Raw genomic sequence first — 16,278 nt, forward strand, 5'->3', positions numbered from 1 at the left:
ATTTATTTAGTTAAAATTTCTTTTTAAAAGTCATCACATAAAAAACAACGAGACCACCTAAAGCAGATAGATAAAGTTGATAGAAAACCTCTTCTCCAGTTTTAGGTAATTGTTTTTGAACAACTTTTTTAATAGTAGTAATTGGTGTTTTAGGTTTAAGCTTGTTGTCAATTGTCAGAACATGTTTAAGATTTGGTGTTTTTTCTGATAAATCAACTTCATAAAGTTTACCATCTAATTCATATCCTGAAGGAGCTTTTGTTTCTTTAATGAAGTATTTACCAAAAGCTAAGTCAGAGAAAATAATTTTACCATTTTTATCTGTTACCTTTGTCATTACAACTTCTTTTTTCTCATTTAATAAAGCAAATTCAGCACCTTGTAAAACATTTCCTGTATCTTTGTCTCGCTTGATAATTTCAATCGAACCTACTGTAGTTTTTTCTTTTTTGTTTGAAAGAGTCAGCGTCACTAAAAACTCAGGAGTATCTTTATCAATCAAAACAGAATGCATCGTTGAATCAAGTACAAAGCCATTAGGAGCTTTAGTTTCTTGAATATAATATTGACCTAAAGGTAATTTATCAAAGTTAATTTCACCTTTATCATTAGTTACTTGAGACTTCATCTTCTTTTTATTGTAGTCGAATAACGTGAATTCAGCGCCCTTAAGAGTTTTCTTAGAACCATCTTCTAATTTGATCAACTTAATTTTACCAAGTTGAGTAACTTCTTTTTTGTTTGAAAGAGTTAATGTCACTAAAAACTCAGGAGTATCTTTATCAATCAAAACAGAATGCATCGTTGAATCAAGTACAAAGCCATTAGGAGCTTTAGTTTCTTGAATATAATATTGACCTAAAGGTAATTTATCGAAGTTAATTTCACCTTTATCATTAGTTACTTGAGACTTCATCTTCTTTTTATTGTGGTCGAATAACGTGAATTCAGCGCCCTTAAGAGTCTTCTTAGAACCATCTTCTAATTTGATCAACTTAATTTTACCAAGTTGAGTAACTTCTTTTTTGTTTTTTAAAGTAATTTTAAATGTTAAGTCAGGTGTTTGTTGATCAATAATAATAGAACGAAGTGTATCGTCTAACACAAATCCATTCGGCGCTTTTGTTTCTTTTAAAAAGTATTGCCCAAAAGGTAACTTATCAAAGTTAATTTCACCTTTGTCATTAGTTACTTTTGTTTGAATGAGTTGCTTATTTTGATCATACAGAGCAAATTCAGCATCTTTTAGTGGTAAATTAGAACCATCTTCTAATTTGAGCAACTTGATTTTTCCAAGCTGAACGACTTCTTTTTTATTTTTTAAGCTTATTTCAGCTACTAGATTTGGTGTATCATTATTAACAGTGACAGAGTGAAGTGTTGTATCTAACAAAAATCCACTTGGTGCTTTAGTTTCTTGGATATAATATTGCCCAAAAGCAAGTTTACTAAAGACAATTTCCCCATTTATATCTGTTGTCTTTTTATCTATCACTTTTTTATCTTTATCTAGTAAAGCAAATTCAGCACCAGCTAACTTTTTATTCGTTCTATCTTCTAATTTTGTTAATTTAATACTTCCGAGTTGTTCTATTTTTTTATCATTTTCGACGATTAAGTCATAGGTTAAGTTTGGTGTTGCTTCGTTGATCGTTACATTAAAAATTTGGTTGGTTGCATTGTAACCATCAGGAGCAACAGTTTCTTCTATTATGTAATTCCCAAAGTCAAGATTTTCGAAACGAATATCACCGTTTATATCTGTTGTTTTTGTTTCAAGAATATTTCCTGCTAAATCTTTTAGAGTAAATGTAGCGTTAGCTAAAGGTTGCTTGTTAGCTTTATCAATTTTTTTGATTTTGACAGCACCTTTATCAAGTAGAACTTCAGCATGAGCCTCTAATTTTTTATCCAACACTAAATTTTCTACTGAACCAAGAGGTTGGAAACTAGAGTTCTCTGTGTAATAGGCAACTCCAACAAATAAAGAAGCTTTAATAGCAGCTGCTAAATCAATTTTTAAAGGAACTCCTTTTTCGTAAATAGAATCAAAAAATTGCTTTTCAACAGTGATATTTTTAACTAAATTATCACCGTTTACTTTAACATGCTCAGTAATATTCTGATTATTATAAGTAAAAACAAGGGAATCTTCAGATGTATAGTCAGCCATTGCCAGAAACTCATTAGGAACCTTGTTTAGTTGAGCAACATAGTTAAGTCTATCTTCACTGAGTTTAAATTTTTGACTGAGTGGATTTAGGCTTAAATTAGCATTTTTCATGATATCTTCAGCAGATAAATCATTTGCATGAGTATCAGCTTCAGCCATTAAATTTAAAATAATTTGATTGTTCTTAATAACAGGTGAATCATTATATTTATCAGGATTTGTTTTTGCCCAAATAGCAAGTTGGGTAACAGCGTATTGAGTCTCAGCATTTTGATCACTAATAATATTTTTACTATGATAATAATTTTTTAGTAACCAAGAAGTAACGGGATTTTTTAATATTTCACTAGCGCTATAATAATTTCCGTAAGGGTACCATTTATCAGCATCTAAGCAAAAGTATTTTTTCCCAGCTTCGTCTTCAATATAAGCTAAACGTGTCGTAATAGAATTAAGATCAGATAATTTAGTATTTTCATTGCTTTTTAAGTCTGTTGTAATTTTTACTGTTCCTGTTGGAGATTTTTCAAGAGCTTCTCCGTAGGATACATTGTTCACTGAAACAAATAAACCGATAAAAAATAATATAAGTCCAGTTAAAATTTTCTTTTTCATTTGAATCCTCCTCTTTAAGGTGAAAGCAAACAGTTGAAAATTATATTCACCTCCTAAAAATAGTTTGATCATAAACTATTGGTTACTCGTAAACATGTTAACACTTTCACTATATAAGTCTATTTTAACTCAAATTCGTATCTTAATGGGTTAATTTGAAAAAAAATACAAGTAACGGTACGTTTATTAGTTGAATACATAATTATTTTTAAATAAGATACTTTATAGTTCGTGAAAAACAGAATGGGGAATTTTCAGAATAAAAAGTTGCATTTTTATTTAAACATGATATACTATTCTCACGTTAATTATATTTATAGGCAACATTAAGATTTATTTTTAGGAAGTTTATTCTATTTAGGCGTAGTTAGAAGAGCTACATAAGATGCTTTAGAGGTTGGGATTGCATTGTTTAGACGAGAAATATATAGTAATTTAGTAATAGTATTGGTAACACTTTAAAATATAAATAATGAATTAATCAGATAGCCACCTAACATGTTAGGTGGCTATCGTCAATTATTGAGCTAAATTAAAGTTCTTTGATTAAAAATAACTCCATTGGTTGCTTATATTTAGGGCTGTTTAAAAGAAGACCACCTGCATCTTCATAACCTAAATAACGGTAAAAATGTTGTGCGTCTTCATCAACTTGGGTAGAAGTCATAACCAAATCAAAGCCTTGATTTTTCATATCTGCTTCCCAAAAGTCAATTAATTGTTTTCCGTAACCTTTTTTATGATGAGAAAAATCAATAAAAAGTAAGGTACAAAAAGGGATACTATCCCAGAATAAATTGTAGCGTAAAATACCAATAGGAGAATTATCTAGTTCTATTATGTATGCTCTCTTTAGATTGATTTTGTGGATGAACTCTTCTTCAGCTAAATGTTTATCTAAGCTGAACCAAAAAGGTTTATCTGAGAAATCAGCATATCTAATGTTTATCATTTTTAAGACTCCTCAATAATTTGTTGAACTCTACCTACTTGATTATTTTCTTCTAGCATTACTTTAATACCATGGGGATGAGTGGCACTATTTGTTAATATTCTTTTAACGTGTCCGCGAGTTAATTGTCCAGTTCGCTGATCTTTTTTTAAAACAATATCAACAAGTTGACCAATAATTATGTTTTTTCTATTTTGACCGTTCATGTTATTCCTCATTTCTTATTTTATTTATCATAGCATATTTAGAAAGAAAAATACTTCAAATAAAGAATAACAGTTGTTAAAACTATTTTTTTACTTCATACTATATGAATGAATAAAAAGGAGATAGGACATGCGTTTAGTAATCGATGGAGATGGTTCTCCTGTAAAAGATGAAGTAGTTGAATTGGGCCGAAAATATGGCTTACCAGTTTTGATTGTTACAAGTGTGGATCACTTTACAACAAAAGAGTACCCAGACTTTTTAACTTTTATTTATGTAGATAAAGGTGCAGATGGTGCTGATTATCGAATTGTTAAAGAAATCAAAGAAAATGATATGGTAATTACCCAAGATTACGGATTGGCTTCTTTACTTTTAGGAAAAAAAGTAAGGATTTTTCACCACAATGGAAAAGAATATTTACCTGAAACAATAGACTCTCTACTAACTCAAAGATATATTGGTGGACAAATGAGAAAAGCAGGAAAAAGAACTAAAGGTCCAAAACCATTTACAAAAGCAGATAGAGAGCATTTTACAAAGATTTTAACTAAAGTTTTAGAAGAATCAATAAAATAAAAAAGGAGTCAATTATGAATCATAACGATCGCTTAACTCGGTTAAGATATGCTTTAGATATTAAAGATAGTGATATGATAGAAATTTTTCGCTTAGGTGGCATGCAAGTTACAAGAGAAGACATCTTAGCTATGCTAAAAAAAATTGATGAAGAAAATTACGAACAAGAATTAACAGATGAAGGTTTAGAACGTTTTTTAAACGGCATGATTATTTCTCAAAGAGGTGTAAAAAAAGATGCACCGGAACCAGTATTCGAATTACGTCAAGGAAATGCTAATAACATCATGTTAAAAAAATTAAAAATAGCTTTAAAATTGACGAGTGATGACATGATTGATGTTTTAGATGATGTTGGTGTAACAGTCACTAAAAGTGAAATGAGTGCTTTCTTTAGAAAAGAAGGACATAAAAACTACAAAACATGTGGGGATAACTATACTCGTAATTTTTTAAAAGGATTAATTGGGTGGTATCGCTAAAAAATAAGAGACTAAGACCTATTCTTATGAATACTAGTCTTGGTCTCTTTTTTTATTGTTTTAGTAATTCTTCAATTTTTAAACGTTGAACTTTCATGGTTGCTGTTCTTGGAATAGCGTCATACTCCCAAATAAGTGGTTTATTAAGAAGAGGGAAATCAAGTATCGCTTGAAACCAACGATCCCAATCCATATGTTTAGAAGGATGTAGTGCGATAATTGGTTGAGGTAAATTATCTTTTCCGCGAACGATAATCACTTCATCTAAGAAATCAAGTTTATCAAGGAGTAAGTCCTCGATTTTTAATGTACTCTCAATGTCATTAATTAAATCGATTTGTCTATCTAGTAGGAATAATTCTCCTGCCTCATTTTTATAACCAAAGTCTCCGCTATCCCACCATAAATCAAATGTATTCTCTTTAAATCGTTTGTCTTCTTTATAATAAGTCAAAGCTCGCCCTTTTGAGAGCATCTGAATGTTTCCAGAAGTATTTGGAGCTGTTTCTTCGCCAGAAGGATCAACAATGCGAACTTCAGTTAAGTTTGGCATACCGCTTCCCATATTTCGAGCATCCAGTGATTCGATACTTTCTCTTGTATGGAATCTCATAATCATTGGTCCACACTCACTTTGACCATAAACTTGCATGAAAACTGCTTTTTTTGCCTCGGAAGCTTCTAGAAAAATCTTCATAGTTCCTTTATTAATAGCATCAAAAGTTGAGTGGAAATAATGAAATGATTTAAATGCTTCAGGTGTTTCTTGGGCTAATTTACTCCACTGCACGAAATTATTAGGATGTGTTTCTAGAGCGTAAGGTTTAAAAGTTGAAAAAATATCAGCTACAGCTTTTGGCTCACTATTTCCAACCCAAAGCATAGGAAAACCTTTACTCATTAAAGAAGAAATACCGATATTAAAACGAGAATGAACTGGAGAAATATGAAAAGCAACCAGTTTTTTCTCAGGCATTAAATCAAACACATTTTTCTGCCATTTAGTTCTCCAACCCATTGAGCTGGCAGAATGAGCAATTAATTTAGGAATTCCAGTTGTTCCTGATGTATGTGTCATATAAGATATAGCATCTATTGGTAGTATTTCTTGTTTCACTTCTTTACTATTCTGACATAGAACTAATTTCTCCAACTCAATTAAACGTGAAGAAGAAACGCTAGTGATTTTCTTTCCTCTGTCTTTTGTGATTCTGTCGTAAATTAGCCATGGATCCTCAAGTCGTTCGCACATGACAGTCATAATTTCAGCAGGTAAATGATAAGAAATCATAATAGGGACTGCTCCAAGATAGCTAACAGCAACAGCAAGTAAGTAAGTGTCAAAATTAGCTGACTTATAAATGACAACTTTATCCTTTTTTTTTATACCTAATGAGCTTAGTCTAGCCGCTTGCTTGTTGATACTAGTCAAAGCTTCTTCATAAGTCGTTTTAGTTCCTAGTTCTTTAAAACCAATTAAAGGTTCATCGAAATAAATAGGAACTTTTGGAAATTGTTTAGCCGCATTTAAAAAATTAGTATAAAGATTTAGCTCTTCATACGGATTATCAGGAAAAATCATTTAAAAAGCTCCTCTGTTTTATTTTTTTTACTGGTTTATTATAACAAAAAGATTTGAATTTTTGTAGAATGTTTCACAATTAAATCGAGTATCTAAAGAAAGAATGAAAAATTCATATTTTTCGGTTATAATAGCCAAGGAAAGAGGGATAAAATGTCGCAAGTTTTAGAATTATTAGAAGAAAAATTTGGTTATCAAACCTTCCGAACAGGGCAAGAAACAATCATCAATAAAATTTTGAGAAGCGAGGATTGTCTTGGCATTATGCCAACAGGTGGAGGGAAATCTATTTGTTATCAGTTACCAGCACTAATGTTTGATGGGTTAACTGTGGTTGTTTCTCCTTTAATCTCTCTAATGAAAGATCAAGTGGATGCTTTAGTTGATATGGGCATCTCTGCTACTTATATTAATAGTACGTTGAACTATCAAGAAATCCAAAGAAGACTAGGAATTGCTGCAAGAGGTGAAGTGAAACTACTTTATGTTGCTCCAGAGCGACTTGAAACCTCAGATTTTACAGAATTACTGCGACATGTCAAAGTTGATTTAATCGCGGTTGATGAAGCTCATTGTATTTCTCAGTGGGGACATGATTTTCGTCCCAGTTATTTAAACTTAGCAAAAACGATTCGCGGATTTTCTCCAAGGCCTAGAATCATTGCATTAACAGCGACAGCTACTCCAGAAGTTGCAGAAGATATCTGTGAATTATTATCAATTCCATTAGAAAATCAAATTAAAACGGGCTTTTCTCGTGAGAACCTAGCTTTTCAAGTAATGAAAGACCAAAAAGATATTTTCTTATTAGAATATTTAAAAATGAACAAAGGTCAGTCTGGTATTATTTATGCTAGCACTAGAAAAGAAGTCGAGAGAATTTATCGCTTGCTTCATCATAGTCAATTTTCTGTAGGTATGTATCATGCCGGAATGAGTGAAATAGAAAGATCTAGAAATCAAGAAGCCTTTGCTTTTGATAGAATTAATGTCATGGTAGCCACTAATGCTTTTGGCATGGGAATTAATAAGAGTAACGTTCGATTTGTTATTCATGCTCAAATGCCTGGTAATATCGAATCTTACTATCAAGAAGCAGGACGAGCTGGAAGAGATGGGTTACCTAGTGAAGCTGTCTTACTTTACAGCGCACAAGATTCTCAAATTCAACAATATTTCATCGAGCAGTCAGAAGCTAATATTGAGTACCAGCAAAATGAATACTTAAAGCTAAGAGAAATGAATCAATATGCTCATACTGAAGGATGTTTACAAAAATATATTTTAAAATACTTTGGTGAAACAGGTTCAGATTGTGGACGTTGTAACAACTGTCTAGATGATAGAGAGTCTGTTGATATTACGATTGACGCTCAAAAAGTGTTGTCATGTGTTAAACGAATGGGCGAGAAATTTGGAAAATCATTAGTTGGGAAAGTTTTAACAGGCTCTAAAGATCAAAAAATAACTCAATGGCATTTTGAAGGGTTAACGACTTATGGATTGATGAAGGAATGGACGCAAAAAGAAGTTGTTCAGTTGATTGATTATTTAACTGCTGAAGAATATTTGATTCCTTCCAAAGGACAATACCCGTTATTATCTGTTTCCGATAAGGGGATAGATTGTCTGTTGGGTAAAAAACAAGTCTTTAGAAAACAATTAGTCGTTAAACAATTAGTAGTTGATGATGCTTTGTTTAATCAATTACGTGAATTACGTTCAGATATCGCCGATGAGAAAAATCTACCACCTTATGTTATCTTTTCTGATAAAACACTTCAAGAAATGGTTGAGAAACAACCAAAAAACTCAATTGAGTTTCTCCAAATCAAAGGTGTTGGTCAGAATAAATTGGATCAATATGGTGAAATGTTCATGAAACTGATTAAAGAAAATCAAACAAAATAGTTAAGAAAACGGATGTGGAACTTAGTCTCACATCTGTTTTTTGTGTTAAGATAGTTCTAAGAAGTTAGAAGGAAAGGGCAATGACTATGAGTATGACAAAAGATCAACTAAGTGTTGAGGTAGCAAAATTATATTACCAACTTGAATATGGGCAACAGCAAATTGCGACAGAATTAAATATTTCAAGACCAACTGTTTCAAGATTATTGAAGCACGCAAAAGATAGAGGCTTTGTGACAATTACGATTACAGATCCATTTAGTGAAACAGCCGTATTGGCTAATAGAATTAAAGAAAAATATGGCTTATCAGAGGTCAGGATTGCTCAAACACCCAGTGATAATTATGATTTAATCATAGAACAGATTAGTTTAGAGGCAGCTAATTTGTTAGGTGAGTCAATTATAGAAGGTGATATTATTGGTATTGGCTGGGGAACAACGATTTATGAAGTGGCCAAAAAGTTACAGCCAAGTAACTTACCAAATATTCAAGTGGTCCAACTAAAGGGTAGTATTACACATTCAAAGGTGAATACGTACGCTCACGAAACGCTGTCTATGTTTGCTGATAATTATCATACAACAGGAACTGCTCTTCCTTTACCTGTCATCTTTGATAATAAAGAAGTAAAGACTGTCGTTGAAAAAGATAGACATATTCAACATGTGATGAAACTACAAGAAGACTCAAGTGTAGCTATCTATACGGTCGGGACAACAAGAGAAGAAGCTCTTGTGTTTCAGCTAGGTTATTTATCAGATGAACAAAAGAATCAATTGCAACAAACAGCAGTTGGAGATATCTGTTCTCGCTTTTATGATGCATCAGGTAAAATTGCTTCAGAAGAAATTAATGCTCGAACAATTGGCATTGAGTTATCTGATCTACCTAACAAAAGACTTTCTATTTTAGTTGCTGGAGGGAATCATAAGTTTGAGGCTGTCAAGGGAGCACTAAGAGGAAACTACGTGAATACACTTGTAACGGACTATTGGTTAGCAAAAAAACTAGCGAATGAAAATTAGTTCAAAAAATACTTTACATTTGTTCAAAAGGGCGCTATAATAAATTTGTAAACAAATAGAGAGGAAGTATAATATGACAAATTTAGCAAAAATGATCGACCACACAAAATTAAAGGCAGACACTACAGAAGCAGATATCGTAACATTAACAGGTGAAGCAAAAGAACATGGTTTTTGGTCAGTATGTATTAATCCAGTATGGATTCCTTTCGCTAAAAAAGAATTAGCAGGAAGCGATGTAAAAATTTGTACAGTTATTGGATTCCCTTTAGGAGCAAATTCTTCAAAAACAAAAGCATTCGAAACAGATCAAGCTATCAAAGATGGTGCTGATGAAGTCGATATGGTTATCAATGTTGGTGCATTAAAACAAGCACAATACGATGTTGTTTTAGAAGACATTAAAGCAGTTGTTAATGAAGCTAAGGGACGTGCTTTAGTAAAAGTTATTATTGAAACAGCTCTTTTAACAAAAGAAGAAATCGTTAAAGTATGTGAGTTAGCAGTTGAAGCAGGTGCTGATTACGTTAAAACATCAACAGGATTCTCTACAGCAGGAGCAACTGCTGAAAATGTTAAATTAATGAAAGATACTGTTGGAGATAGAGCATTAGTTAAAGCATCAGGTGCAGTTAGAACAACTGAAGATGCTGAAAACATGATTGCTGCCGGTGCGTCACGTATTGGTGCAAGTGATGGTGTTAAAATTATTGGTGCTGCAACAGGTGATACAGCAGCAAGTGATTACTAAAAATTAAAAATTGTTGAAGACTTGAAATTAGGTAAAGACTTAATTTTAAGTCTTTTTTTGTTATTAAAAACATAATTTCACAAAAACAAAATTGTCCTAAAAGAACAAAAAAGATAGGTTTAAAAATAAATGTGTGAAAAAACAAGATTAGAATTTGATTAAAAATGAAATTAAATAACAAAAACTAAAAATGGGAACGCTGTCATATCAAGCTTTTGAAGAGGTATTAAAATTATTAATATAGGAATAAAAATTAACAATTTGTTTCCGCTTACATTTAGATGTAAATTAAAGGTGTCAAGAGGAAATATAAAAAGAGGTGAAAGAAATGATAACGATTTCTGTTGCAGGAGGTTCTCAACCAGAGATTCTGGCACTTGTAAAACAGGCAAAGAAAGAGTATTCAGAGGGACTTAAGTTTGTAGTGTTTGATACAAATGACAATATTGCAGACGAGAGTATGTGGGATTATTTTCACTGTGAAGATGAGTTGGACGTAGCAAAACAAGCAGTTAATTTTGTTGCTGAAGGAAAGGCTCAAATCCTTTTAAAAGGAATTATTCAAACCCATACTTTATTAAAAGAGTTACTTAATAAAGAACATGGCTTAAAAACTCAAAAGGTACTTTCACATGTGGCTATGGTAGATTTACCAAACCACAATCAATCATTCTTATTAACAGATTGTGCAATGAATATCGCACCAAGCAAAGACGCTATGATTGAAATTGTAGAAAATGTGAAACAAGTAGCGATTAAAGTAGGAATTGAAAAACCAAAAATTGCTTTACTAAGTGCAGCTGAAAACTTTAACCCAAAAATGCCATCATCAGTTTTAGCAACTGAGGTAACTGAAGTCTTTAAAGATGATCAAGAAAGTATTGTGTTTGGTCCAGTCTCACTTGATTTGGCTTTATCTAAAGAAGCGGTTGAACATAAACGTTATGAAGGTCCTATTATGGGAGATGCTGATGTGATTGTAGTTCCAGCAATTGATGCTGGTAACAGTCTTTACAAATCTTTAACTATTTTTGGTGGTGCTAAAGTGGGAGGTACAATCATTGGAACGAAAGTCCCAGTTGTACTAACTTCAAGAAGTGACTCAACTGATAGTAAACTACATTCTTTAAAATTTGCAATGAAGCAAGTATAAGTAATAAGGAGAGATTAAATGGAAGCAATCTTAGTCATTAATCCAGGTTCAACATCCACGAAGACAGCAATTTTTGCTGATCACAAATTAGTAGCAGAAGAAACATTGAGACACAGTGTAGAAGAGATTGCTCAATTTGATGGAGTTATTAGTCAAACAGAATTTCGTTATAAAATTATTTTATCCTTTGTAGAAAAATTAGAAATGACTGACAAATTAGTTGCAGTCGTTGGTCGTGGCGGTTTATTAAAACCAATTCCTGGCGGAACATACGCTGTGGGAGAAGAGATGTTACACGATTTAGAAACAGAAAAATATAATACACACGCTTCAAACTTGGGTGGCATTTTAGCCAATGAATTTGCTAAATCGTTAAACATTCCAGCATTCATTGTTGACCCAGTTGTTGTAGATGAAATGAAACCGCTAGCACGCATTTCTGGTTTAAAAGGAATTGATCGTCGTAGCGTGGGACATGCATTAAACCAAAAAGCGGTCTCAAGAAAAGCAACTGAAGAACTAGGCAAAACATATGAAACAAGTTCAGTCATTGTTGCTCATTTAGGTGGCGGCATTAGTGTCGGTGCTCACCAAAATGGAAAAATGGTAGATGTTATTAATGGTTTAGATGGTGAAGGTCCATACACACCAGAAAGAAGCGGTTCTTTACCACTTATTGATTTTGCTAATTTAATTATTACAGAAAATTTAGAATTAGGTGATGTGAAGAAGATTATTGCAGGAAATGCAGGTTTGAAATCTTACCTAGGCGAAACTGATTTACGAGAAGTGATTAAGCGAATCGACCAAGGTGAGGAAGATGCGAAATACTACTTAGACGGTATGTGTTACCAAGTAGCAAAAAGTATCGGTGAATTGGCAGTCGTGTTAGAAGGAAAAGTAGATGCAATTTGTTTAACAGGTGGCGCTATATATTCTGACTACATTCTTGGTCAAATCAGTCAATATGTTGAATGGATTGCTCCAGTTAAAGCTTATCCAGGAGAAATGGAAATGGAAGCGCTATACGAAGGTGCAGCACGTGTATTAGCTGGTGAAGAAAAAGCTTTAGATTATGGTTCAGTAGAGATTGTAAAGTAGGAGTGATGTAAAAGATGGCAGAACAAACAGATTTACTAATTTTAGGTGGCGGTACTGGTGGTTATGTAGCAGCTATCAGAGCAGCACAAAGTGGTTTAAACGTAACAATCGTTGAAAAATACAAATTGGGAGGAACTTGTTTACATAGAGGTTGTATCCCAACAAAAGCTTTACTAAGAAGTGCTGAAGTTTATGACACAATTAAAGAAGCTGAGACTTTTGGTATTGAAGGTAAAAATGACCATGTAGTCAACTTCAAAAAAATTCAAGAACGTAAACAATCAATTATTGATCAATTACACTCAGGTGTAGAAGGATTATGTAAGAAAAATAAAATCCGAGTTCTTGAAGGAGAAGGAGCTATTTTAGGCCCATCAATCTTCTCACCAGTTTCAGGTGCAGTAGCTGTTACATTTAACGATAAGAGTAAAGAAGAAGAAATCATCGTTCCTAAAAACGTGATTATCGCAACTGGTTCAACACCAAGAACTCTTCCAAACTTACCTTTAGATGAAAAAAATATTTTATCTTCAGATGGTATGTTACAACTTGAAGAATTACCAAAATCAATCGTGATTGTTGGTGGTGGTGTTATCGGTGTTGAGTGGGCATCTCTTTTAAATAGTTTAGGTGTTGAAGTAACAATCGTTGAATTCTTAGATCGTTTATTAATCAATGAAAGTTCTAAAATCTCTCGTGAGTTGAAGAAAAGCTTAACTAAAAAAGGAATCAATGTTTTACTTAGCAGCAAAGTTGAATCAGCTGAAATTAAAGGCGATAGCGTAGAAGTATCTATCGAAGGAAAAGATAAATTAACAGTTGATAAAGTAATGGTTGCTATTGGACGCGCTCCAAAAGTTGAAGGAATTGGTTTACAAAACACTTCAGTTAAGTATGAGCCTAAAGGAATCCAAGTTAACGAATTTTATCAAACAACTGAAAGCCATATTTATGCAATTGGTGATTGTATTGACACAATGCAATTAGCTCACGTTGCTATGAAAGAAGGCGAGTTAGCAGTAGCTCATATTTTAGAAGAAGAAGTTCAACCATTAAACTACAACAATGTTCCTCGTGGTGTTTATACTAACCCAGAAGTAGCAAGTGTTGGGTATGTAAAAGAAAACGTTCCTGCAGATAAGAAAGTTAAGATTGGTACATTTAACTTTGCTGGAAATGGTAAATCATTAGTATACGGAGCAAATGAAGGTTTTGTAGAAGTGATTCGTGATTTAGAAACAGATGATTTATTAGGAGTTTCTATTATCGGACCTCATGCAACTGATTTAATTTCAGAAGCAAGTACAGCTATTTACATGGATGCCTCTCCAATTGAAATTGGCGAAGCAATTCATCCTCATCCAACGTTGACTGAAGTGATTCAGGAAGCTGCATTAGATACATATGGCAAAGCCATTCATAAATAATAGAAAGGTTGATATAAATGAAAACATTAAAAAAATCAGGTCTAAGTAAAGAAGAGATTATCCAAGCATACCGTGAGGTGTTAAGAGGACGTCGTTTAGACGAACGTTTATGGCAATTAACAAGAATTGGTAAAACATCATTTAACATTTCAGGTCAAGGTGCTGAGGTAGCTCAAGTAGCTATGGCTATGGCTTTTGACCATGAAAAAGACTATTTCTTACCATACTACCGTGACATGACAGCTTGTCTTGTATGGGGAATGACACCAAAAGATATTTTAATGGGTTCATTTGGTAAAGACGCAGATCCATCATCACACGCTCGCCAAATGCCTAACCACTATGGTTCTAAAGAGCATAATATTGTGTCATTTGCATCAACAGTAAGTACTCAAATGCCACTTGCAACAGGTGTTGCTTATTCAGCTCAATTAGAAAAATCTGATTTTGTTACTTTAACAACAACAGGTGAAGGATCAGCTAACCAAGGTGAAGTTCAAGAAGCAATGAACTTTGCAGGAGTTAAAAAATTACCTCTAATTTTCGTAGTAGAAAACAATAAATATGCCATCTCAGTTCCAATCGAAGAACAATATGCAAACGAGCATATGTCTGATCGTGCTCATGGATACGGATTTGAAGGTATCTCAGTAGACGGAAATGACTTTACAGAAGTTTACTTAACTTTCAAAAAAGCTGTAGAAGACGCTCGTGCTGGTAAAGGCTCTAAATTAATCGAACTTAGAGTATCTCGTTTAACATCTCACTCTGCTGATGATGATCAAACAATCTATCGTTCTAAAGAAGAAATCGAATCTATGAAACAAAAAGATCCGATCGATGCAATGGTGAAACAATTGATCGCTGAAAAATATTTAACAGAAGATGAGTTAGCGAAAATTGATGAAGAAGTTCGTGCAGAAGTAGATGCAGCAACTGATGAAGCAGAAGCTATGCCAGAACCAACAGCAGAATCATTATACGAAGAAGTTTACGCTAAATAAACAGACAGACAAAGAGAGGATTGAAATAAAATGGCAGAAATGACATATTTAGAGGCAATTAACTTAGGAATATCTGAAGAAATGGGTCGCGACGAAAAAGTTGTAATCTTTGGTGAAGACGTTGGTGGAGATAAAGGTGGCGTTTTCGGTGTTACTAAAGGTTTAGCAGCAAAATACGGTGATGACAGATGTTTCAATACACCACTGACTGAAGGGTTAATCGGTGGGTTAGCAATTGGTCTTGGTTTAAGAGGATACCGTGCAATTGGTGAATTCCAATTTGCTGATTATATTTTACCAGCAACAAACCAAATTTTATCAGAAGCTCGTACAATGCGTTACCGTACTAAAGGTGACTGGACAGCTCCAATCGTTTACCGTACGCCTTACGGTGGTGGAGTTCGTGGTGGACTTTATCACTCACAATCAACTGAAAAAGTATTCTTTGGACAACCAGGATTACGTATTGTAACGCCATCTAATCCATATGATGCTAAAGGAATGATTAAAGCAGCAATTAGATCTGATGATCCAGTTATTTTCTATGAGCACAAACGTTTATATCGTTTACTTAAAGCAGACGTTCCAACAGATGATTACATTGTACCAATTGATAAAGCTAACGTTGTTCGTGAAGGTAGTGACATTACAGTTATTGCTTACGGAATGATGTTACAATACGCAATGTCAGCAGCTGACAAATTAGCTGAAGAAGGCATTGATGCAGAAGTAGTAGACGTACGTTCACTTTATCCTTTAGATAGAGAAACTTTAGTAAATGCTGCTAAGAAAACTGGTAAAGTTTTACTAATTTCTGAAGACAATAAAGAAGGAGCAATTATTAGTGAAATCGCAGCTATGATTTCAGAAGATGCTTTATTTGATCTAGATGCTCCAATTCAACGTCTTGCAGGCCCAGATGTTCCAGCTATGGGTTATGCATTGCCACTTGAAAGAGAGTTCTTAGTAAATGAAGAACAAGTAATCGAAGCAATGAGAGAATTAGCAGAGTTTTAATTTAAGTTTATAGGAGGATGATGATAGATATGGCAGTTAAAGAGATTTTATTACCTAGTTTAGGTGAAAGTGTTACAGAAGCATCAGTAGTACAATGGTTGGTTCAACCAGGAGATTCAGTAAAAAGATACAGCCCATTAATGGAGGTTGTTTCAGATAAAGTAACAACAGAAGTACCATCAGATTTTGATGGAGTTGTTAAAGAATTATTAGTAGAACTTGATACAGATTACCCAATCGGAACAGTTCTTATGACAATGGAAGTTGAAGGAGCAGAAGAAACACCAGCTGCACCA

At 33.3% G+C, this 16,278-nt stretch carries 14 protein-coding genes and 1 pseudogene; 11 read left to right on the forward strand and 4 right to left on the reverse strand.

Translation table 11 applies throughout. The features are described from left to right. Positions 1-10: 10 nt before the first annotated feature. The 3 genes from H9L18_RS06045 to H9L18_RS06055 form a co-directional block, all read right to left on the reverse strand. Positions 11-2,788 (reverse strand): SpaA isopeptide-forming pilin-related protein, encoded by a 2,778-nt coding sequence (locus tag H9L18_RS06045; RefSeq protein ID WP_126791863.1) that lies wholly within the window; start codon positions 2,786-2,788, stop codon positions 11-13. Positions 2,789-3,320: 532 nt separating this feature from the next. Beyond that, a complete protein-coding gene (locus tag H9L18_RS06050; protein WP_126791861.1) occupies positions 3,321-3,740 on the reverse strand; it encodes a GNAT family N-acetyltransferase in 420 nt (139 codons plus the stop codon). A gap of 2 nt (positions 3,741-3,742) precedes the next feature. Next, positions 3,743-3,946 carry a YwbE family protein gene (locus H9L18_RS06055; protein WP_126791859.1) on the reverse strand — a complete coding sequence of 68 codons (204 nt, stop codon included), beginning with the start codon at positions 3,944-3,946 and terminating at the stop codon, positions 3,743-3,745. Between the two features lie 130 nt (positions 3,947-4,076). Here H9L18_RS06055 and H9L18_RS06060 point away from each other — a divergent pair, with 130 nt between their 5' ends. Together H9L18_RS06060 and H9L18_RS06065 are read left to right on the forward strand one after the other, a co-directional pair. Next, positions 4,077-4,526, forward strand: a complete 450-nt coding sequence (locus tag H9L18_RS06060) for a YaiI/YqxD family protein (RefSeq protein ID WP_126791857.1) — start codon at positions 4,077-4,079, stop codon at positions 4,524-4,526. A gap of 14 nt (positions 4,527-4,540) precedes the next feature. Beyond that, a complete protein-coding gene (locus tag H9L18_RS06065) occupies positions 4,541-5,008 on the forward strand; it encodes a YehS family protein (protein ID WP_126791855.1) in 468 nt (155 codons plus the stop codon). A 52-nt stretch (positions 5,009-5,060) separates the two neighbouring features. On the opposite strand, the gene H9L18_RS06070 is transcribed toward H9L18_RS06065, so the two are convergent. Next, complete coding sequence (locus tag H9L18_RS06070; protein WP_126791853.1) at positions 5,061-6,590, reverse strand: AMP-binding protein; 1,530 nt, start codon at positions 6,588-6,590, stop codon at positions 5,061-5,063. Between the two features lie 153 nt (positions 6,591-6,743). Here H9L18_RS06070 and recQ point away from each other — a divergent pair, with 153 nt between their 5' ends. The 9 genes and pseudogenes from recQ to H9L18_RS15560 form a co-directional block, all read left to right on the forward strand. Then, a complete protein-coding gene (gene recQ, locus H9L18_RS06075; protein WP_126791851.1) occupies positions 6,744-8,501 on the forward strand; it encodes a DNA helicase RecQ in 1,758 nt (585 codons plus the stop codon). A gap of 80 nt (positions 8,502-8,581) precedes the next feature. After that, positions 8,582-9,529, forward strand: coding sequence for a DNA-binding transcriptional repressor DeoR (gene deoR / locus H9L18_RS06080; RefSeq protein WP_246433316.1), 948 nt, complete (start codon positions 8,582-8,584; stop codon positions 9,527-9,529). 73 nt (positions 9,530-9,602) lie between these two features. Next, the gene (gene deoC / locus H9L18_RS06085; RefSeq protein WP_126791849.1) at positions 9,603-10,280 is read left to right on the forward strand and encodes a deoxyribose-phosphate aldolase; all 678 of its coding nucleotides are present in this window, start codon (positions 9,603-9,605) and stop codon (positions 10,278-10,280) included. Positions 10,281-10,608: 328 nt separating this feature from the next. Then, positions 10,609-11,433, forward strand: coding sequence for a phosphate acyltransferase (locus H9L18_RS06090; protein ID WP_126791847.1), 825 nt, complete (start codon positions 10,609-10,611; stop codon positions 11,431-11,433). Positions 11,434-11,451: 18 nt separating this feature from the next. Next, positions 11,452-12,534 (forward strand): butyrate kinase, encoded by a 1,083-nt coding sequence (gene buk, locus H9L18_RS06095; RefSeq protein ID WP_126791845.1) that lies wholly within the window; start codon positions 11,452-11,454, stop codon positions 12,532-12,534. 14 nt (positions 12,535-12,548) lie between these two features. Next, the gene (gene lpdA, locus H9L18_RS06100) at positions 12,549-13,961 is read left to right on the forward strand and encodes a dihydrolipoyl dehydrogenase (protein WP_126791842.1); all 1,413 of its coding nucleotides are present in this window, start codon (positions 12,549-12,551) and stop codon (positions 13,959-13,961) included. Between the two features lie 17 nt (positions 13,962-13,978). Beyond that, positions 13,979-14,965, forward strand: a complete 987-nt coding sequence (locus H9L18_RS06105) for a thiamine pyrophosphate-dependent dehydrogenase E1 component subunit alpha (protein WP_126791840.1) — start codon at positions 13,979-13,981, stop codon at positions 14,963-14,965. Between the two features lie 30 nt (positions 14,966-14,995). Next, the gene (locus H9L18_RS06110; RefSeq protein WP_126791838.1) at positions 14,996-15,982 is read left to right on the forward strand and encodes an alpha-ketoacid dehydrogenase subunit beta; all 987 of its coding nucleotides are present in this window, start codon (positions 14,996-14,998) and stop codon (positions 15,980-15,982) included. 29 nt (positions 15,983-16,011) lie between these two features. Further along, positions 16,012-16,182, forward strand: a pseudogene (locus H9L18_RS15560) (biotin/lipoyl-containing protein); the annotation flags it as partial. Between the last annotated feature and the right edge of the window lie 96 nt (positions 16,183-16,278).

The sequence above is a fragment of the Vagococcus carniphilus genome, from assembly GCF_014397115.1.
In the GTDB taxonomy this organism is placed as follows: Bacteria; Bacillota; Bacilli; order Lactobacillales; family Vagococcaceae; genus Vagococcus; species Vagococcus carniphilus.